Annotated in this window: 18 protein-coding genes; 12 read left to right on the forward strand and 6 right to left on the reverse strand. The window is 68.9% G+C overall.

What is annotated here, in order from left to right; translation table 11 throughout:
- Positions 1–50: 50 nt before the first annotated feature.
- On the forward strand, positions 51–1,058 hold the full coding sequence (locus MC45_RS03555) for an SDR family oxidoreductase (RefSeq protein ID WP_038659590.1): 1,008 nt from the start codon (positions 51–53) through the stop codon (positions 1,056–1,058).
- Positions 1,055–1,291, forward strand: coding sequence for a hypothetical protein (locus tag MC45_RS03560; protein ID WP_038659592.1), 237 nt, complete (start codon positions 1,055–1,057; stop codon positions 1,289–1,291). The genes MC45_RS03555 and MC45_RS03560 overlap by 4 nt, the downstream gene beginning before the upstream one ends.
- A gap of 4 nt (positions 1,292–1,295) precedes the next feature.
- Here the strand turns inward: MC45_RS03560 and galA are convergent, their stop codons facing one another.
- Positions 1,296–3,764: a beta-galactosidase GalA gene (gene galA, locus MC45_RS03565; RefSeq protein ID WP_038666369.1), complete on the reverse strand. Its 2,469-nt coding sequence runs from the start codon at positions 3,762–3,764 to the stop codon at positions 1,296–1,298.
- 457 nt (positions 3,765–4,221) lie between these two features.
- On the opposite strand from galA, the gene MC45_RS03570 reads away from it, so the two are divergent.
- Positions 4,222–4,464 (forward strand): hypothetical protein, encoded by a 243-nt coding sequence (locus MC45_RS03570; RefSeq protein ID WP_137899379.1) that lies wholly within the window; start codon positions 4,222–4,224, stop codon positions 4,462–4,464.
- A gap of 75 nt (positions 4,465–4,539) precedes the next feature.
- On the opposite strand, the gene MC45_RS03575 is transcribed toward MC45_RS03570, so the two are convergent.
- The 5 genes from MC45_RS03575 to MC45_RS03595 form a co-directional block, all read right to left on the reverse strand.
- Complete coding sequence (locus MC45_RS03575) at positions 4,540–4,794, reverse strand: hypothetical protein (protein ID WP_038659598.1); 255 nt, start codon at positions 4,792–4,794, stop codon at positions 4,540–4,542.
- Positions 4,795–5,004: 210 nt separating this feature from the next.
- Positions 5,005–5,583, reverse strand: coding sequence for an acyltransferase (locus MC45_RS18560; RefSeq protein WP_052075500.1), 579 nt, complete (start codon positions 5,581–5,583; stop codon positions 5,005–5,007).
- Between the two features lie 296 nt (positions 5,584–5,879).
- Complete coding sequence (locus MC45_RS03585) at positions 5,880–6,479, reverse strand: hypothetical protein (protein WP_038659601.1); 600 nt, start codon at positions 6,477–6,479, stop codon at positions 5,880–5,882.
- Between the two features lie 9 nt (positions 6,480–6,488).
- Positions 6,489–7,628: a M48 family metallopeptidase gene (locus tag MC45_RS03590; protein ID WP_038659604.1), complete on the reverse strand. Its 1,140-nt coding sequence runs from the start codon at positions 7,626–7,628 to the stop codon at positions 6,489–6,491.
- Position 7,629: 1 nt separating this feature from the next.
- Entirely contained in the window at positions 7,630–8,331 is a 702-nt protein-coding gene (locus MC45_RS03595) for a hypothetical protein (RefSeq protein ID WP_038659607.1), read from the reverse strand.
- A gap of 250 nt (positions 8,332–8,581) precedes the next feature.
- Between MC45_RS03595 and MC45_RS03600 the strand changes: the two genes are divergently transcribed.
- The 9 genes from MC45_RS03600 to MC45_RS03640 all read left to right on the forward strand — a co-directional run bounded on the left by MC45_RS03600 (position 8,582) and on the right by MC45_RS03640 (position 17,948).
- Positions 8,582–9,289, forward strand: coding sequence for an endonuclease/exonuclease/phosphatase family protein (locus tag MC45_RS03600; protein ID WP_038659610.1), 708 nt, complete (start codon positions 8,582–8,584; stop codon positions 9,287–9,289).
- Positions 9,289–11,583, forward strand: coding sequence for a patatin-like protein (locus MC45_RS03605; protein WP_038659614.1), 2,295 nt, complete (start codon positions 9,289–9,291; stop codon positions 11,581–11,583). The genes MC45_RS03600 and MC45_RS03605 overlap by 1 nt, the downstream gene beginning before the upstream one ends.
- Before the next feature lie 273 nt (positions 11,584–11,856).
- Positions 11,857–12,183, forward strand: a complete 327-nt coding sequence (locus MC45_RS03610) for a lipopolysaccharide assembly protein LapA domain-containing protein (RefSeq protein WP_038659616.1) — start codon at positions 11,857–11,859, stop codon at positions 12,181–12,183.
- The gene (pyrF, locus tag MC45_RS03615) at positions 12,180–12,851 is read left to right on the forward strand and encodes an orotidine-5'-phosphate decarboxylase (RefSeq protein WP_038659619.1); all 672 of its coding nucleotides are present in this window, start codon (positions 12,180–12,182) and stop codon (positions 12,849–12,851) included. The genes MC45_RS03610 and pyrF overlap by 4 nt, the downstream gene beginning before the upstream one ends.
- A 175-nt stretch (positions 12,852–13,026) precedes the next feature.
- Positions 13,027–13,662 carry a phosphoribosylanthranilate isomerase gene (locus tag MC45_RS03620; RefSeq protein WP_038659622.1) on the forward strand — a complete coding sequence of 212 codons (636 nt, stop codon included), beginning with the start codon at positions 13,027–13,029 and terminating at the stop codon, positions 13,660–13,662.
- Positions 13,659–14,891, forward strand: a complete 1,233-nt coding sequence (trpB, locus tag MC45_RS03625) for a tryptophan synthase subunit beta (RefSeq protein ID WP_038659625.1) — start codon at positions 13,659–13,661, stop codon at positions 14,889–14,891. The genes MC45_RS03620 and trpB overlap by 4 nt, the downstream gene beginning before the upstream one ends.
- Positions 14,888–15,691, forward strand: coding sequence for a tryptophan synthase subunit alpha (gene trpA / locus MC45_RS03630; RefSeq protein WP_038659629.1), 804 nt, complete (start codon positions 14,888–14,890; stop codon positions 15,689–15,691). The genes trpB and trpA overlap by 4 nt, the downstream gene beginning before the upstream one ends.
- Positions 15,688–16,542, forward strand: coding sequence for an acetyl-CoA carboxylase, carboxyltransferase subunit beta (gene accD / locus MC45_RS03635; RefSeq protein WP_038659632.1), 855 nt, complete (start codon positions 15,688–15,690; stop codon positions 16,540–16,542). Before trpA ends, accD begins: the two co-directional genes overlap by 4 nt.
- A gap of 92 nt (positions 16,543–16,634) precedes the next feature.
- Positions 16,635–17,948: a bifunctional folylpolyglutamate synthase/dihydrofolate synthase gene (locus MC45_RS03640; RefSeq protein ID WP_038659635.1), complete on the forward strand. Its 1,314-nt coding sequence runs from the start codon at positions 16,635–16,637 to the stop codon at positions 17,946–17,948.
- Positions 17,949–17,965 lie beyond the last annotated feature (17 nt).

The raw sequence follows: 17,965 nt of genomic DNA on the forward strand, positions 1-17,965 counted from the left end.
CCGCCGCCGTGGTGGCGCGCTTGTTGCGCACCCCAGCGAAAGATGAACCCATGAAGCCAGCGCTAAAGCCTCTCGCCGAGCAGGTGATCGTGATCACCGGAGCAAGCTCCGGTATCGGCCTCGTCACCGCGCGGATGGCGGCGGCGCGCGGCGCCAAGGTGTTGCTGATCGCCCGCGACGAAGCGGCGCTGCGCGAGGCGGTACAGGGCATCGTCGCGGCGGGAGGGACGGCGGACGCCTATGCCGCCGACATCGGCGACGCGGATACGATGCGCGCCGCAGCCGCGCATGCCAACCAGCGGTTCGGACGGATCGACACCTGGGTCAACGATGCCGGCACCGCCATCTACGGCAAGCTGGTCGAGCTGCCCGACGACGAACATCGCCAGCTGTTCCGGACCAATTATTTCGGCACCGTCCACGGCTGCCTCGCCGCCATCCCGTATCTGACCGCGTCGCGCGGCACGTTGATCACGGTCGGGTCGGTCGCGTCCGACATGCCGAGCCCGATCATGGGCGCCTATGCCGCGAGCAAGCACGCGACCAGGGCCTATATCGACGCGCTGCGCATGGAGCTGGCCAGCGACGGGGTGCCGATCCAGGTGACATTGGTCAAACCGTCGGGGATCGACACGCCGATCGCCCAGCATGCCGCCAATCACGAGCCCGGCGAGGCGCAGATCCCGCCGCCGGTCTATGCGCCCGAGCTGGTCGCGGACGCGATCCTGTTCTGCGCGACGCATGCCAAGCGCGACATCACCGTCGGCGGGGCGGGCCGCGCGCAGGCGCTGTTCGCCGCGCATTTCCCCAAGCTGTTCGACCGGCTCGCGCCGCTGGCGGCGACGATGTTCGTCGATCCCAAGAAGGACCAGCCAGCGCCGAGCAATCTGTTCACCACCACCGATACCGGCCGCGTCCATTCGGGCGAGCATCCGGCGGCGCGGCAGACCAGCCTGTATACCGCCGCGGCGAAACATTCGGGGCTGACCACGGCGCTGGTCGCGATCGCCGCGGCGGGCGCCGGCGCCTTCCTCTACGGCCGGAAGGATGCGGCGTGAGCGATATCGAATGGCAGATGAGCGCCGTCCTCGCCAACGTCGACCGCGGCGGCAACGAGGTTCCCGAGGTGACCAATCTCGCCGATGCGGTGCGGGCGTGGCTGGCGCTCGACAACGGCCTGCAGAATGACGCGGTGCTGCGTCCCGAACGCGCGGTCGACGTCGATGGCGAGCCGGTCGCGGTGTTCGCCGGGCAGGCGATCCGCGCTCTGGCGGCACGACTGAGCGGCTGAACCGTCAGGCGCGCGCCGCGCTTCCGATCAGGGGCAGCATCGTCGCGGCAAGGCCGTCGCCGCGTGCCTCGAGGCGGATCGGACCACCCTTCTCCCCTGCCTGGACCAGCGCCATCGCCAAGCCGTTGAACGCGGATCGCGTCGTGGCGTGATCGGGCTCCAGGCTGCGCGGATCGCCGTTGCCGACACCGAGCAATACCGCGTCGCCGCTCAGCACGAAGCTGATGCGGTTGCTGGCGGTCGGTACCTCGCGGCGCCGTTTGTCGAGGATCGCGGCGCGGACCACCGCGACCTCGCCCGGTGCGAGCTGGCGTCGATCGCTCGACAGGCCGATCCCTGCGGGTGCGCCGGTCGTCTGTCGTTCGGCGGTCAGGATAAGGCCACCATTACGGAAACCCCGCGCGGTGATCCGGCCCGGTGCGTACGGCACCTGCCAAGCGAGATGCGCGTTGCGCGCCACCGTCTGCCGCCCGAGGCTGCGACCGTTGAGGAACAATTCGACCGCGTCGCAATTGCTGTGCACCCAGACCGCGACCGTCTGCCCCTCTCGACCCGGCCAGTTCCAGTGCGGGAAGAGGTGGAGCACCGGCTCCGCCCCCCACCAGGCGCGGTAATAATGGAAATTGTCCTTGGGGAAGCCGCACAGGTCCATCTGGCCGAAGTGGGAGACGTTTTCCGGCCAGCGTTCGAACGGCGTCGGCTCGCCGCGATAGTCGAAGCCGGTCCAGACGAACCCGCCGGCGAGGAACGGCCGCGCGTCGTAGAAGGACCACCATTTCTCCGCGGTCGTCGCCCAGACCGGATAGTCCTGATCGTAGGCGGGGACGAGCCCTTCCTTGTCGTTGCGGGCATATTCGCCGCGCGTCATCACCGTGCTGCCCGTCTCGGTGCCGATCATCGGCACGGTCGGATGCTTGGCGTGATAGCCGTCGATCTCGCCGAGATAATAATTGCAGCCCATGACATCGAGCACGCGCGAGGCGCCCTGCCCGAGCTTGCCGTTGAATGCCTCGGTCACCGGACGGGTGCCGTCGAGCGCGTGGACGCGGCGCTTCATCGTCTCGGCGATGCGGGCGCCGTTTTCGGTGCCGCGGTGGATCTCCTCGTTGCCGATGCTCCAGATGAAGACACTGGGGTGGTTGCGACCCTGCCGCACGACGCGGTCGAGCTGTGACAGGCCTTCGGCATTGCTCGACATCTGCCGCGTCTCGCTCATCACGAGGATGCCGAGCCGGTCGCAGGCGTCGAGGATCGCCGGCGCGGGGGCATGATGGGTCGAGCGATAGGCGTTGGCGCCCATCGCCTTGAGCTGTTCGAGCCGCCAGACGTGCAGGCTGTCGGGCACCGCGAAACCGACGCCGGCATGATCCTGATGATTGCAGGTGCCCTTGATCTTCACCGGACGGTCGTTGAGGAAGAAACCGCGGTCGGGATCGAAGCGGATCGTGCGGATGCCGAAGCGCGTCTCGTCGCGGTCGACCGGCGCATCGTCGATCAGGATCTCGCTGGTCAGCGTATAGAGGTGCGGCGTCTCCAGCGACCAGAGCGCCGGACTGGCGAGCAGCGTCTGCTGCGCCGCGATCGTCTCGCCCCAGGCGGGCAGCGCGAGCGGATCGGAGGTCAGCCGCGCCACCACCCGTCCGTCCGGCGCGGCGATCGTCGAGCGCAGCCGCACGCGTGTGGCGGGGCCGTCGTTGACGATCTCGGTCGCGATCGCCACCTGCGCGCCCGCTGCGGCGACGGTGGTGCGTACGGTCGCACCCCATTGCCGGATGTGCACCGGCGCGGTCTTGACCAGCCGCGCGTGGCGATAGAGGCCGGCGCCCTCGTACGACCATGCCTCGCCGAGGCTGACGTCGCAGCGGACGAGCAGCACATTGTCCTCGCCCGGCTTGGCGAAGTCGGTGACGTCGATCTCGAACGGCGTATAGCCGCTCTCGTTCGACCCGACGACGAAGCCGTTGAGGATAACGAGGCAGTCGCGCGACACGCCGTCGAACTGGAGCAGCAGCCGGCGCGTCGCATCCGCCGGCGTCAGGCGGATGATGCGCCGGTACCAGCCGACGCTGGTCGCCGGCCACATCCGGCCGAGCGGCTTGAAGCCCTGATAGGCGCCGGTTTTGTCCGCGTCGCTGCCCGGCGCGCCGAACCGCTCGAACGGCAAGTCGACTGCCCAGTCGTGCGGCAGCGACACCGTCGCCCAATCCTTGGCGTCGAACTTGGCTTCGGCGGCCGGGGTGCCGGCGTCGCCCGATTTGGCATAGGTATCGTGGCTGCGGCCGAAGCCGAAGTCCCTGGCCGGATCGCTGGCGTGGCCGAGGTGGAAGCGCCAGTCGGTGTCGAGCGGCTCGACGATGCGCGGGTTCGGCGAACCGGCCGGAGCCGCCGCAGCGAGCGGCGCGGCGGGCAACAGCGCCGCGACGGCGGAGGCGCCGCCGGTCTTCAGGAGCGCGCGGCGGTGCGGGTGGCTCAAAAGGCGTCCTTCCGTCGGTTGATCGGATCGCCATTCCATCATTTCGCCTTTAGTCCGTCAAATATATTATACGATGATAAGGTCTTCGACCGATTGCGTATGGCAAGCGACGGGGTGAGGAATGATTTGATTTCACGTGCGTTCGCAATGACTTGAGTGAGCATGCCCGCTCGGATTGCGGATGGATGTTTGACGTCAGTGGCTTGGGTCGATTTGCATCAGCGCAGGCGGGTGCAGCCTTGTGAATCACGTCCGGACTTTTGCTGATAAGCAGTTGAGGACGCGCGTATTATCCAAAGTTCGATGCCGCTGGGCCGATCGTTTCGTGTGCCGACCGCGGCGATTGCGACGCTGCCATACGTCGTTGCCCGAGATTGCAAAATCGCCTGCATTAACCCAATGGTAGCCTCCTCGTGCCAGGGATGGCCGAGGGGTAACCCTACAATAGGAGATTAGCGTGATTCGTAAGTACCTCACCGCCGTTGCCGCTACGGCCCTCGTCGCTGCACCGGTCGCTGCGGCACCGGCCAACCCCGCTGCGAGCCTGTCGGTCGCCAAGTCGGTGCGCACCGGTTCCACCTCGGCCAAGAAGAACGAGCTCGCCGGTGGCGGCGTCATCATCGCCGTACTGGCGGTCGCTGCCGTGGCAGCCGGCATCGTTGCCGTCGCTTCGGACGACGACAAGGCCGACAGCAACTAAGATCCGTTTTCCGCGGTCGTCGCCTGTGGGCGCGGCCGCCGGTCACGGCAGCGCCACGGGCGCTCGCAAAGGGGGCTACGGCCCCCTTTGTTGTGTCTGCGGGCGGGACACGTCGTCGCGCTGGTCGGTCAGGCGCGCCGGGCCGCGGCCCCATCGGCCCATCAGCGCGCGCACCAGTCCGCCGCGCCGGTAATAGGCATCGTGCCACTCGGCGGCACGCCGCTGCTGCACGCGCCGGTCGTAGCGCAACGCGAGACACAGGCTGGCGATCAGCACCGCGATTCCGGCGAGGATCAGGGCATCGCTTGCGGAAAGATGTTCCCAATACATTCTCAAGCGCCCCATCGGGCGCCCTGCCGGCCCGGGAGTTGACGAGCCCGCCGGCAGGGCGTGGTACAGACATGCCGGTCGGGACGCCGGCGAGCAACCGCAATCGCTATAGGGTCTTGCGCCGGAATCCCGTTCCGAAACAAATCAACTCACGCCGCACGGCTTCGCTCCGCCCGGCGCATCGCTACTAAGCACCGCCGGCAGCGGGCATCAGGCGCGCTTCGTCGCCAGCACCACCGGCGTCGCGGCGACGCCGGGCACGGGCAGGTCCTTGATCCGTCGCGCGCGGATGGCGCCGGAGGGACCGGCCATGTTGACGTACAGGCCGTTGGGCTCGGTATCCTCGACGACCAGCGCCTTGGCGCCGATCTCGCAGCCCGCGCCGATCGTGACGCCGGGATTGATCGTCACGTCGGTCATCACCCAGCTGCCCGCCTTGATCGTGATCGGCGAGTCGATCGTCTCCTGCGACGAGCGCCGCTTGGGATTGCCGGTGTGATGATGCGTGCTGGTGGTGAAGGTGACGCCCGACGAGACGCGCGCGCCCGCCTCGAAGATCAGCGGCGCGGCACCGTCGTAGCGGGCGAAGCAGTTGAGCATCGCATCCGGTCCCATCACGATGTCGGCGCTGTCGAGCCAGCAGGAATGACGGATGGTGGCGGTCGGGTGGATCCGCGCGCCTGCGAAATTGAGCAGGTGCCGCCGCAAGCCGTCGGAGATGAACACCGAGCCCTGGATGCGCAGGATCAGGGCGCGCAGCTTCGTTCGTTTCCAACGAATCTGGGTCATCGGCTGTCTCCCGGCACACTACGGTCATCGTCGTTTTCGACGGAACTCGGGCACGAATGTTGTCCTAAAGCTACAGACCCATTTTGTCATCAGTCAAATGATTCTGTCCGATCGGCGTCACGGTCGATCGCATGACAATCCGATGGCCACGAACATACGGAACGCGACGTTAACCTTCTCCGGCTACACGCAGACTCGGTCGGAAAGACCATGGAAGGGATTGCCGGACTGACCTGCCCGCCCAGTATCTGGTGGGTGGGTCAGTTTACCCACAAACCCCTGCCCTGCCGCGGCCGTCACACCCGCGCGCTGTCGACGACGCGCCGCGCCGTCGGTGCGCTCCGCTCGTAATAATAGAGCGCGGGCGCCTCATAGGTGATCAGATACAGGCGGCCGCGGATGATCGCGCCGAACGCCTCGCCGCGCCGGTGCAGCGATTCGTCGAGACGGATATAGCTGTAGGTGAAATGGACGCCGTCGCTGCCGGCGAAGCGTGCCGGCTCGACCCGCTCGATCGTCATCGCCGCGATGCCGCGCGCGACGCGATAGCTGTTCTCCAGCAAAATCGGGATGTCGGTGACCAGCATCGTCGCCGCCACGCGCGGCAACGGCCGCTCCTTCCGGTTGACCTCTCGGAACAGCGTCTTGCCGTCGGCGATCCCGCCATAGAAGGTCAGTGCGTCGAGCTGGTCGCCGTCGCGCGTCCAGCGTTCCGCATAGCGTCCGGGGCGAACGCCGAGCCTGTTCCATTCGGCGTCAGGCTGTACGGTCAGCACCGATCCGGCGACGGCGATGCGCTGCCCCGCCGGGATGAGCGTGTTGGCGGCGTGGACCGGCGCCGCGAGAGCGAGCGCCGCGGCGGCGAGCGCGATGGAGGGGAAGCGGCGCAACGTCATCGGCAAGCCTCATGAAGCGATCAGGGTGGAGATCAGCGGCGCATCGCCCGCATCGGGCTTGCGCCGAAGATAGTCGCGCAGCGCCGCCTTGCCCGGCTCGGCCTGGTTGCCGCGCAACAGCGCGAGGCCGAGCCCGCGATAGGCTTCCGGCGGCGCGTCGCCACGGCCGATCGCGTCGCGATAGAAACCGGCGGCGCTCACCAGATCGCGCGGATTGCCGCGTTCGCGATACAATTCGCCCCGCGCGAACAGGAGCGGCGTCGTCCAGCCGTCCGCCGCCAGTTGCGCGAGCAGATATTCGCTGCCGCCGAAGTCGTTGCGCTTGATCTGGTCGGCGAGCAGGCGCGGCAGCCATGGCGCGACCGCCGCGCGATACCGCGCCGCCTCGTCCGCGCCGTGGACGCCGATCGCCGCCGCCGCGGCACGCAGATAGGTGGCGCGGGTGAGATCGGTCGGATGCGTCGCGAAGAAACCGGCGGTGTAGCGTTGGTCGGGCTTGCGATAGCGGCCGATCGCGCTCGCGTCCGTCTCCGCCATGGCGCGCACCCAGATGTCCGCCGCCGCCGATGCCGGATAGGACGAGGCCGCTAGGTAGCGCAGGCCGAGCAGGTCCGCCGCTTTCTCCTGCGCGCGATCGAAGCGGTAGAAGCCGCCGATCGTCGCCACCTGCAAGGCGAAGCCGCCGCCGAGGATCGATGCCCAGGCGAGCAAAGCGTTGCCGCTGCGCCGGTGGCGGAAGCTCGCCACGGTATGACGCAGCTCGAAATGGCCGAATTCGTGGCCGAGCATCGCGCCGAGCTCCGCCTCGCTGTGCAGCCGCAGCAGCGCACCCGTCCACACCGTCATCATCCCGTTGGGATAGGTGGTCGCGTTGAACGCCGGGATGCGCACGATGTAGAGCCGGATCGCGGCGCAGCGATCGGCACCGACGGTGCGGCACAGGACGTCGCGGACGAAGGCGTTGAGCGCGGGATCGCGGATCACCTCCGGCGCATCGCGCAGCCGCCGCTCCTCTTCGTCGGCGATCATCCACGCACCACGCTCGTCGACATCGGTAGGCTGATAGGCGGGAACATAGGGCGGCAGCACCGGATCGGACGCCGCAGTCGCGGTCGAGACGATCAGCGCGGCGGCGATCAGGCGGCGCATCTCAAGGCGCTGCTGCGGGCTTGCCGGGGAAGCCGGCGAGCAACTGCCGCACGCGCTTCTCGGCGCCGGCGGCATCGCGGACGTCCCCGCCCATCTGCCAATCGGCGTTGAGCCACACCAGATCGCCGGTACGCAGATCGACCAGCCCGGCGAACCCCCGGTGTACCCCGGCGGTGACCGGCACCCGCGCGAGTGCGGCGAAGATCTGCAACACCTTGCGTCCGGTCGAACCGAAATGATCCTCGGTCGAGACGAACAGCGCGTAATCGGCGCCGGCGAGGCCGGGCAGCGTCGCAACCTCCGGCCCGAGGCTCCAGGCGAACTGGTCCTTGCGCTTCTTGGTCGGCAGCCGGTTGCCGACGAAGAACTGATATTCGATCACCGACGCCGCGACCGTATCGAACAGCGCCTGATATTCGGCAAGCCGCGCGGCGTCCGCGCCGACGGGCTCGACATAATCGGTCACGTCGTTGCCGAGCCGCCGCTCCGCCGTACGCAACGCGGCGCCAAGTGCGTCGCGTGCCTGTGCGGTCCAGTCGGCATTGGGTTCGAACATCCCCGCGGTCGATTGCGCCCCGACCTGGATCGAAGGCCGGATCAGCACGATATGCGCCGATCCCGGCGTCAGCGTGAAACCCGGCTTGACGCCGGACTTCTCCTGCGCCGACGCCGACGACGCCCCGACCAGCAACCAGACCACCATAATGATCCGAACAATCTGCAAGTTACCGCCCCCGGCCATCGGACTGCTATCCGACTCGCAACTTTGCATATCACACAGAGTCGAGATTTAGAACTGCGACTTTAGCCCTAGTTTCTGCCTATTGCTTCACCGTCGAGCTACAACACATGGGTGGCCCGTCTAATATATTGATTGCGTTGCCATTCGCAGACGTGACGCGCCCGATCACCGGGTCGGCACCAAACCGGCGCACGGGCGTTACGATCGCGCAATGGTTTCACGCCACCTGAAAGTCGCCAGCTACAATATCCACAAGGGCGTCGGTCTCGACCGTCGCCGCAACCCGGAACGGGTGCTGGAGGTGCTGCGTGAGATCGACGCCGACGTCATCGCCTTGCAAGAGGCGGACCGCCGCTTCGGCACGCGCGAATCGGTGCTGCCGACGCATCTGCTCGACGAGCACAGCGACTGGAAGCCGGTCGAATTCGGCATGCGCGCGCTGTCGATGGGCTGGCACGGCAACGTCATCCTCGTGCGCAAGTCGGCGCGGGTGGTCGAGCGCGCGCCGATCCATTTGCCCTCGCTCGAACCGCGCGGCGCGGTGATGGCGGATATCGAGACGCATGCCGGCATGCTGCGCGTCGTCGGCATGCACCTCGACCTCTCCGGCCTGTGGCGGCGGCGGCAGGCGGCGGCGATCATGGCACATGTCGAGACCGCGACGCTGCGCCATCCGACCGTGCTGATGGGCGACCTCAACGAATGGACCGCCGCGGCAGGGTGCCTGCGCGACTTCTGCCGCGACTATCGCATGGCCGCGACCGGGCCGAGCTTCCACGCGCGCCGGCCGGTCGGGCGGCTCGACCGGATCATGGTGTCGCCCGAGCTGACCGTCGCCGAGTGCGGCGTCCATGCCAGCGCCGCGGCGCGCAAGACCTCGGATCATCTGCCGATCTGGGCGACGCTGGCGCCCGCCTGATGCGCGAGAAGGAACTGCGCCTCGCCCTGGTCTGCTACGGCGGGATCAGCCTTGCGGTCTATATGCACGGCATCACCAAGGAGGTGTGGCATCTGGTGCGCGCGAGCTGCGCCTACCATGCCGGCGATGCGCGGGAGGGCGGCAGCGAAGCGGTCTATGCCGCGCTGATCGAGGAGATCGAGGCGCTCGCCGGCATCCGGCTGCGCGTTCTCGCCGACATCATCGCCGGTGCGTCGGCGGGCGGGATCAACGGCATCTTCCTCGCGCAGGCGATCGCCACCGGGCAGAGCCTCGAACCGCTCACCGATCTGTGGCTGACCTCCGCCGATGTCGAGGCGCTGATCGATCCCGATGCCGCACCCGCCAGCCGCTTCTCGAAACTATGGGCGCTGCCGCTCGCCTGGGTCGCGGCGGGGCGCAGCAAGGACAAGGTCGAGGCGCTCGACGAGGCGACGCAGGACGAGGTGCGGACCAAATTGTCGCATTTCGTCCGCTCGCGCTGGTTCGAGCCGCCGTTCGGCGGTGCGACCTTCACCGGGCTGCTGCTCGACGCCTTCGCGGCGATGGCACGATCGACGGCGGGGCCGCGGCTGCTGCCCGACGGCCAGCCGCTCGACCTGTTCGTCACCTGCACCGATTTCACCGGCCATCCCGAACGGCTGCGCCTCAATTCGCCGCCCGAGGTGATGGAGACCGAGCATCGCGTCGTGCTCGGCTTCTCCGATCATGCCAGCGGCGGCGTGATCGGCGCGATGCCCGACCTAGCCTTCGCGGCGCGCGCGACGTCGAGCTTTCCGGGGGCCTTCCCGCCGTTCACCGTCGGCGAGCTTGACGACGTGCTCGCGGCGCGCGGCATCGACTGGCCGGGCCGCGCCGCCTTCCTCAAGCGTGCGCTGCCACGGCAGTTCGCCGCCAACCAAGTCGACAAAGCGGTGCTGATCGACGGATCGGTGCTCGCCAACGCGCCGTTCCGGCCGGCGATCGACGCGCTCAAGGAGCGGCCGGCGCGGCGCGAGATCGATCGCCGCTTCGTCTACATCGACCCTTCGCCGGGCATCAAGATCCGGCTCGGTTCGGGCGGCGAGAAGCCCGGCTTCTTCCAGACGATCCTCGGCGCCCTCAGCGACCTGCCGCGCCAGCAGCCGATCCGCGACAATCTCGATGCGCTCGCCGAGCGCTCCGGCCGGATCGACCGGATGCGCGGCATCGTCACCGCGCTGCGCCCCGCGGTCGAGGAGGAGATCGAGCAGCTCTTCGGCCACACCTTGTTCCTCAACCGGCCGACGCCGGCGCGGCTGGTCGCCTGGCGACGCCGCGCGCAGACCGCGGCGGCGACGCGCGCCGGCTACAGCTACGCCGCATACGGCCATCTCAAGCTCAGCGGCGTGGTCGAGACGATCACCGGCCTGCTTTACCAGGTCGGCGGCGAGCCCGGCCAGCAACGCTGGCGCCGCATCCGCGCGCGTATCGAGGCGGCGATCGCCGAACGCGGCTTCGGCGGGCTCGCGCCGAGCTTCTCGGGCAAGGAGAGCACGGCGACGATCGACTTCCTGCGCACCTTCGACCTCGGCTTCCGCATCCGCCGGCTGCGGCTGATGGCGCGGCGGCTGGAGGAGATCGAGGCGCAGCATGACGGTGCCGCGGGCGAGGCGAGCGCGATGCGCGAGGCGATCTATGCCTCGCTCGCCGCCTATCTCGACCGCCAGCGCGCCGACCAGCATCCCGAGCTCGGCCACCACGTCCGCCGCCTGCGCAGCGGCGATGCCGCGCCGCTGCTCGACGCGCTCGGCGCGGCGCTGGACCTCACGACATTGGACGGCGATACGGACCGGCGGCTGGCGCACGCCTTCGCGACGCTCGACCGGCCGATGCGGCGGGCGTTGCTGCTCGCCTATCTCGGCTTCCCCTATTTCGACACCGCGACCTTGCCCTTGTTACAGGGCGAGGGGCTGGACGAATTCGATCCGATCAAGGTCGATCGCATCGCTCCCGACGACGCCACCGCGATCCGCGCGGGCGGTGCGGAGGCGACGCTGAAGGGCATTCAGTTCAACAGCTTCGGCGCGTTCTTTAGCCGCGCCTATCGCGAGAACGACTATCTCTGGGGCCGCCTCCACGGTGCCGAGCGGATGATCGACATCTGCGTCTCGACGCTGCCCGCGCAGGTGCGGATGAAGCCCGGCCGCGTCGCCGCGATCAAGCGCGCCGCCTTCCGCGCGATCCTCGACGAGGAGGAACCGCGGCTGACGGCGATCCCGGCGCTGATCGCGAGTTTGCGGGTGGAGGTGGGGTGACGAGACTCTCTCCCTGCAAGGGCAGGCTGTTTCAGGGGGTTGCGATGTTACATATCTCCCTATCATGCCGGACCTGATCCGGCATCCCGCTTCTTCATACCCTCCGAAGAAGCGGGATGCCGGCACAAGGCCGGGATGACGGAGTGGCTTTGGAAGTTCGGCCAGAGCAGACAGACGCTCGTAGGCGATAGCCCTGCCCTTCCGGGAGAGGACCGCCCCCTCTGGCCATCGGCGCGCGCCCCGGCTACCCTCGCCGCTCCTCAGGAGTGTTGCATGCAGTTCCTCAAGATCCTGTTCTGGTTCCTGCTCGCGTTCGTCGCGGCGCTGTTCACCTATGGCAATTGGACCGGCGTCCAGATCAATCTGTGGAGCGGCCTGATCGCCGACGTGAACCTGCCGCTGCTGCTGCTCGTCACTTTCCTGCTCGGCTTCCTGCCGACCTATCTGTACCTCGGCACGGTGCGCTGGCGACTGCGCCAGCGTCTCGCGGCGTGCGAGCGGCTGCTGGTCGACCAGCGGGCCGCACCGGCGATGCCCGCACCCGTTGCGGCCGAGCCGGTCGTGCCGGCCGACCCGACGCTCGACGGACGCCCGGCATGAGCCCGATCTACGTCGCGATCGACACGCCCGATCTCGCCCGCGCCAAGGCGATCGCCACCCGCACCCGCGCGCATATCGGCGGCATCAAGCTCGGCCTCGAATTCTTCTGCGCGCACGGCCAGCATGGCGTGCGCGAGATGGCGGAGCTCGGCCTGCCGATCTTCCTCGATCTCAAGCTGCACGACATCCCCAACACCGTCGCCAAGGCGGTGCAGGCCTTGAGCCCGATCGAGCCCGCGATCCTGACCGTCCACGCCAGCGGCGGCCGCGCGATGCTCGAGGACGCCAAGGCGGCGGCACCGCTCAACACCAAGGTCGTCGCGGTGACGATGCTGACCAGCCTCGACGCGAGCGATCTCGCCGCCACCGGCATCGGCGGCAGCGCGCACGACCAGGTCCTGCGCCTCACGGAACTGGCGCATGAGGCGGGGATCGACGGCATCGTCTGCTCGGGCGCCGAAGTCGCCGCGGCGAAGAAGGCGTGGCCCAAGGGCTTCTTCGTCGTCCCCGGCGTCCGCCCCGCCGATGGCCCGGCCGGCGACCAGAAGCGCGTCGTCACCCCCCGCGCCGCGCTCGATGCGGGCGCCTCGATCCTCGTCATCGGCCGCCCGATCACGCAGGCAGAAGATCCCGACGCCGCCGCGCGGGCGATCGGCGGGACGCTGTAGGACCCGATCGATCCTCACCCTTCCCACCGCCTACGGCGGCGGGCCCCTTCCCTCTCCCGCCGGGAGAGGGAAAAGCCGCCGGAGGCGGCGACGGGTGAGGGTGACGGCTGAATGCGATCGGCCCGTAGCCGCCGAACCCTTGCACTTCCCCCGCCGAACGCCGACACGCGCAATCATGCCCGTCCACACCAAGATCTGCGGCCTCTCCACGCCCGAGACGCTCGATGCCGCGTTGCGGCACGGCGCGAGCCATGTCGGTTTCGTCTTCTTTCCACCGTCGCCGCGCCATCTCGATTTCGCGCGCGCGGCCCAGCTCGCCGCGCGCGTGCCCTCGCACGTCCGCCGCGTCGGCGTGTTCGTCGATCCCGACGATGCGCTGGTCGAAGAGGCGGTGGCCAGCGGCACGATCGACGCGGTGCAGCTCCACAAGACCGCCGCGTCCCGCGTCGCCGCGATCCGTGCCCGCAGCGGTCTCGAAAGCTGGGCCGCGGTGGCGGTGAAGACCCGCGCCGACCTCGACGCGGCCCGCGCTTTCGCCGGCGCTGCCGATCGCATCCTCTACGACGCCAAGACCCCGGACGACGCGAAACTCCCCGGCGGCATGGGTTTGCGGTTCGACTGGGCGCTGCTCGACGGCTTCCGCCACCATTTGCCGTGGGCGCTGTCGGGTGGGCTCGACCCCGCCAATGTCGGCGAGGCGATCGCGCGCACCGGCGCGTCGCTGGTCGACGTCTCGTCAGGCGTCGAATCCGCGCCGGGGGTCAAGGATATGGACAAGATCGGCGCCTTCCTTAAAGCGACGCAGTCATGAACGCCCCCAACACCTATCGCGCGCAGCCCGACGAGCGCGGCCACTTCGGCCAGTTCGGCGGCCGCTATGTCGCCGAGACGCTGATGCCCTTGGTCCTCGACCTCGATCGCGAATATCGCGCCGCCAAGGCCGACCCGGCCTTCGCCGCGCAGTTCGACGACCTCATGGAACATTATGTCGGCCGCCCCAGCCCGCTCTATCACGCCGAACGGCTGAGCGAGGCGGTGCGCGAGGGCGCGGAGCCCGGCATGGGCGCGCAGATCTGGTTCAAGCGCGACGAACTCAACCATACCGGCGCGCACAAGATCAACAATTGCATCGGCCAAATCCTGCTCGCGATCCGGATGGGCAAGACGCGGATCATCGCCGAAACCGGCGCCGGCCAGCATGGCGTCGCCACCGCCGCAGTCTGCGCGCGCTTCGGCCTGCCGTGCGTCATCTACATGGGCGCGAAGGACGTCGCGCGGCAGCAGCCCAACGTCTTCCGCATGAAGCTGCTCGGCGCCGAGGTCCGCCCGGTGACCAGCGGCGCGGCGACGCTGTCGGACGCGATGAACGAGGGGCTGCGCGACTGGGTCGCCAACGTCCACGACACCTTCTACATCATCGGCACCGCCGCCGGCCCGCATCCGTATCCGGAGCTGGTCCGCGACTTCCAGAGCATCATCGGTCGCGAGGCGCGCGCGCAGATGCTCGCCCGCACCGGCCGCCTGCCCGACCTGCTCTGCGCGGCGATCGGCGGCGGCTCGAATGCGATCGGCCTGTTCCATCCGTTCCTCGACGATCCCGCGGTCGGGATGCTCGGGGTCGAGGCGGCGGGCCACGGGCTCGACGGCAGCGAACATGCCGCCAGTCTGGCGGGCGGCTTCCCCGGCGTGCTCCACGGCAACAAGACCTATCTGTTGCAGGACGAGGACGGCCAGATCGCCGAGGGTCATTCGATCTCGGCCGGACTCGACTATCCCGGCATCGGCCCCGAACACGCCTGGCTGCGCGATATCGGCCGCGTCGAATATACCAGCGCGACCGACAAGGACGCGCTCGACGCCTTTCAGTTGCTCTGCCGCACCGAGGGGATCATCCCCGCGCTCGAGCCGGCGCATGCGATCGCCGCGGTGGCGGTGCGCGCGCGGACGATGCGCGACGACCAGATCATCCTCGCCAACCTCTGCGGTCGCGGCGACAAGGATATCTTCACCGTCGCCGACGCTCTCGGGGTGGCGATATGAGCCAGCGGCTCGCCAACGCCTTTGCCAAGGGCCGCCCGGCGCTGGTGACCTTCGTCACCGCCGGTGATCCGACGCCTGATGCGACCGGCGCGATCCTCGACGCGCTCGTCGCGGGCGGCGCCGACGTGATCGAGCTCGGCATGCCGTTCACCGATCCGATGGCGGACGGCCCGGCGATCCAGGAGGCGAACCTGCGCAGCCTCGCCGCCGGCACGCGGACCGCCGACATCCTCGCCATCGCCACCGCCTTTCGCGCCCGGCATCCCGAGGTGCCGCTGGTGCTGATGGGCTATGCCAATCCGATGCTGCGCCGCGGCCCCGACTGGTTCGCCGAGGCGGCCTCGGCGGCGGGCGTCGATGGCGTGATCTGCGTCGACATCCCGCCCGAGGAAGACGATGCGCTGGGGCCGGAGCTGCGCGCGCGCGGCATCGATCCGATCCGCCTCGCCACGCCGACCACCGACGCCGCGCGCCTGCCGCGCGTGCTCGATGGCGCGAGCGGTTTCCTCTATTACGTCTCGGTCGCCGGCATCACCGGGCTGCAGCAGGCGGCGCAGGGCTCGATCGACCAGGCGGTCGCGCGGCTCAAGGCGACCACCGACCTGCCCGTCGCGGTCGGCTTCGGCGTCCGCACCCCCGAACAGGCCGCCGCAATCGGCGCGGTCGCCGACGGCGTCGTCGTCGGCTCGGCGATCGTCGAGCTGGTCGCCACCCACGGCGCCGCCGCGCCCGATGCGGTGCGCACCTACGTCCACTCCCTCAGCGAGGCGCTGGCCTCGTCGCGAAAGGTCATCCGATGAGCTGGATCACCAACGTCCGCAACGCTTTGCCCTTCGTCGCCAAGCGTGAATCGTCCGACGAGAACCTCTGGCACAAGTGCAAGGGCTGCGGGCAGATGGTCTTCACCAAGGAGCTGGAGGAGAACCTCTACGTCTGCCCGAAATGCGATCATCACGAGCGCATCGGCCCCAAGCTGCGCTTCGCACAGATCCTCGACGAGGGCAGCTGCGCCGAACTGCCAGTGCCCAAGGTGCCCGAGGATCCGCTCAAGTTCCGCGATTCCAAGCGCTATACCGACCGGCTCAAGGCGGCGCGCACCTCGGCGCACGAACAGGACGCGCTGATCAACGCGCGCGGCACGATCCTCGGCCATCGCGTCGTGATGGGGGTGCAGGATTTCGCCTTCATGGGCGGCTCGATGGGGCTCGCGGTCGGCGAGGCGTTCGTCCGCGGCGTCGAGGAAGCGATCCGCGAGAAGGCTCCCTATGTGATCTTCACCGCCGCGGGCGGCGCGCGTATGCAGGAGGGCATCCTGAGCCTGATGCAGATGCCGCGCAGCACGGTCGCGATCCAGATGCTGCACGACGCCGGCCTGCCCTATGTCGTCGTGCTGACCGATCCGACCACCGGCGGCGTCACCGCGAGCTATGCGATGCTCGGTGACGTGCAGATCTCCGAACCCAATGCGCTGATCGGTTTCGCCGGCCAGCGCGTGATCGAGAGCACGATCCGCGAGAAGCTGCCCGAAGGCTTTCAGCGCGCCGAATATCTGCTCGACCACGGCATGCTCGATATGGTCGTCCACCGCAAGGAGCTGCGCGAGCGGCTGGCGACGGTGATCGGCTATCTGTCGGTGGCGCAGGCGGCGTAACCGGGGGAACGCTGTCCCACCCACGTCGTCACCCCGGACGTGTTCCGAGGTGACGAAGGGAATTTGGCAAGCGGACCCCCGGACTCCAACAAATGCCAGACCACGCCACCTCCACCGATCCCGCCGTCCAGCAGCAGCTCGACCGGCTGTGGTCGCTCTCCCCCGGCGCCGATATCCTCGGCCTCGACCGTATCACTACGTTGCTCGCGCGGCTCGGCGACCCGCATCTGGCGCTGCCGCCGGTGTTCCACGTTGCCGGTACGAACGGCAAGGGCTCGACCTGCGCCTTCCTGCGCGCGGCGATCGAGGCGGCGGGGCATGACGTCCACGTCTTCTCCAGCCCGCATCTCGTCCGCTTCAACGAGCGCATCCGCACTGCCGGGCGGCTGATCGACGACGCCGCGCTCGCCGCCCTGCTATCCGAGGTGCTCGACCATGCCGACGGCATCGGCGCGAGCTTCTTCGAGGTCACCACCGCCGCCGCCTTTCTCGCCTTCGCGCGCACCCCCGCCGCCGCGACGATCGTCGAGGTCGGCCTCGGCGGCCGGCTCGACGCGACCAACGTCATTGCCCGTCCCGCGGTCACCGGCGTCGCGGCGCTCGGCATGGACCACGAGGCCTTTCTCGGCAGCCGCATCGTCGACATCGCCGGCGAGAAAGCGGGGATCGCCAAGCCGGGCGTGCCGCTGGTGACGATGAACTATCCCGCCCCCTGCCGCGCCCGCGTCGCGGCGGTCGCCGCCGCCGCCGGCGCTCCCGTCATCGCGCGCAACCTCGACTGGTGGAGCGAAACCGCGCGCCAAACGATGCGCTATCGCGACGGCGGCTTTGCGGTCGTCACCGATCGGCCCCGACTGGTCGGTCCGCATCAGTCGCGCAATCTGGCGCTCGCCATCGCGATGCTGCGCCATCAGGGCGCGCTGGCCATTCCGGAGGCGGCGATGCGCGCCGCCGCCGATTGGGCGCAATGGCCCGCGCGCATGCAGCGACTCGGCGCCGGACCGCTCCACGATCGCCTGCCGGCCGGCAGCGACCTGTGGCTCGACGGCGCGCACAATCCCTCCGCCGCGCAGCCGGTGGCACGCGCGCTGCGCACGCTCGCCGGCGACCGGCCGGTGGTGATCGTCCTCGGCATGCTCGCCAACAAGGATGCGCGCGGGGTGCTGCGCCTGCTCGCCCCCGCGGTGTCGCGGATGATCGCGGTGCCGGTCCCCGGTCACGCCTGTCACGCCCCCGCCACGCTCGCCGCGCTGGCCGGGGAACTCGGCGTCGCCGCCGGAGTCGCCGACGATCTGCCGCAAGCGCTCGATCTGGCGGGAGAAACCGCTGCGCCGGTCGTGCTGATCGCCGGTTCGCTCTATCTTGCCGGTGAAGCGCTCCGCCTGAACGACGAGTATCCGCAATGACGCGCTGATTGCGATTG

The sequence above is a fragment of the Sphingomonas taxi genome (genome assembly GCF_000764535.1).
Lineage (GTDB): Bacteria > Pseudomonadota > Alphaproteobacteria > Sphingomonadales > Sphingomonadaceae > Sphingomonas > Sphingomonas taxi.

Coding starts and splice junctions, on each gene's coding strand:
- MC45_RS03595 (WP_038659607.1), bottom strand. CDS start 8,331: ATGGTGGTCTGGTTGCTGGTCGGGGCGTCGTCGGCGTCGGCGCAGGAG.
- accD (WP_038659632.1), top strand. CDS start 15,688: ATGAGCTGGATCACCAACGTCCGCAACGCTTTGCCCTTCGTCGCCAAG.
- trpA (WP_038659629.1), top strand. CDS start 14,888: ATGAGCCAGCGGCTCGCCAACGCCTTTGCCAAGGGCCGCCCGGCGCTG.
- pyrF (WP_038659619.1), top strand. CDS start 12,180: ATGAGCCCGATCTACGTCGCGATCGACACGCCCGATCTCGCCCGCGCC.
- MC45_RS03620 (WP_038659622.1), top strand. CDS start 13,027: ATGCCCGTCCACACCAAGATCTGCGGCCTCTCCACGCCCGAGACGCTC.
- MC45_RS03575 (WP_038659598.1), bottom strand. CDS start 4,794: ATGTATTGGGAACATCTTTCCGCAAGCGATGCCCTGATCCTCGCCGGA.
- MC45_RS18560 (WP_052075500.1), bottom strand. CDS start 5,583: ATGACCCAGATTCGTTGGAAACGAACGAAGCTGCGCGCCCTGATCCTG.
- MC45_RS03640 (WP_038659635.1), top strand. CDS start 16,635: ATGCCAGACCACGCCACCTCCACCGATCCCGCCGTCCAGCAGCAGCTC.
- MC45_RS03605 (WP_038659614.1), top strand. CDS start 9,289: ATGCGCGAGAAGGAACTGCGCCTCGCCCTGGTCTGCTACGGCGGGATC.
- MC45_RS03590 (WP_038659604.1), bottom strand. CDS start 7,628: ATGCGCCGCCTGATCGCCGCCGCGCTGATCGTCTCGACCGCGACTGCG.
- MC45_RS03610 (WP_038659616.1), top strand. CDS start 11,857: ATGCAGTTCCTCAAGATCCTGTTCTGGTTCCTGCTCGCGTTCGTCGCG.
- MC45_RS03600 (WP_038659610.1), top strand. CDS start 8,582: ATGGTTTCACGCCACCTGAAAGTCGCCAGCTACAATATCCACAAGGGC.
- MC45_RS03555 (WP_038659590.1), top strand. CDS start 51: ATGAAGCCAGCGCTAAAGCCTCTCGCCGAGCAGGTGATCGTGATCACC.
- trpB (WP_038659625.1), top strand. CDS start 13,659: ATGAACGCCCCCAACACCTATCGCGCGCAGCCCGACGAGCGCGGCCAC.
- MC45_RS03585 (WP_038659601.1), bottom strand. CDS start 6,479: ATGACGTTGCGCCGCTTCCCCTCCATCGCGCTCGCCGCCGCGGCGCTC.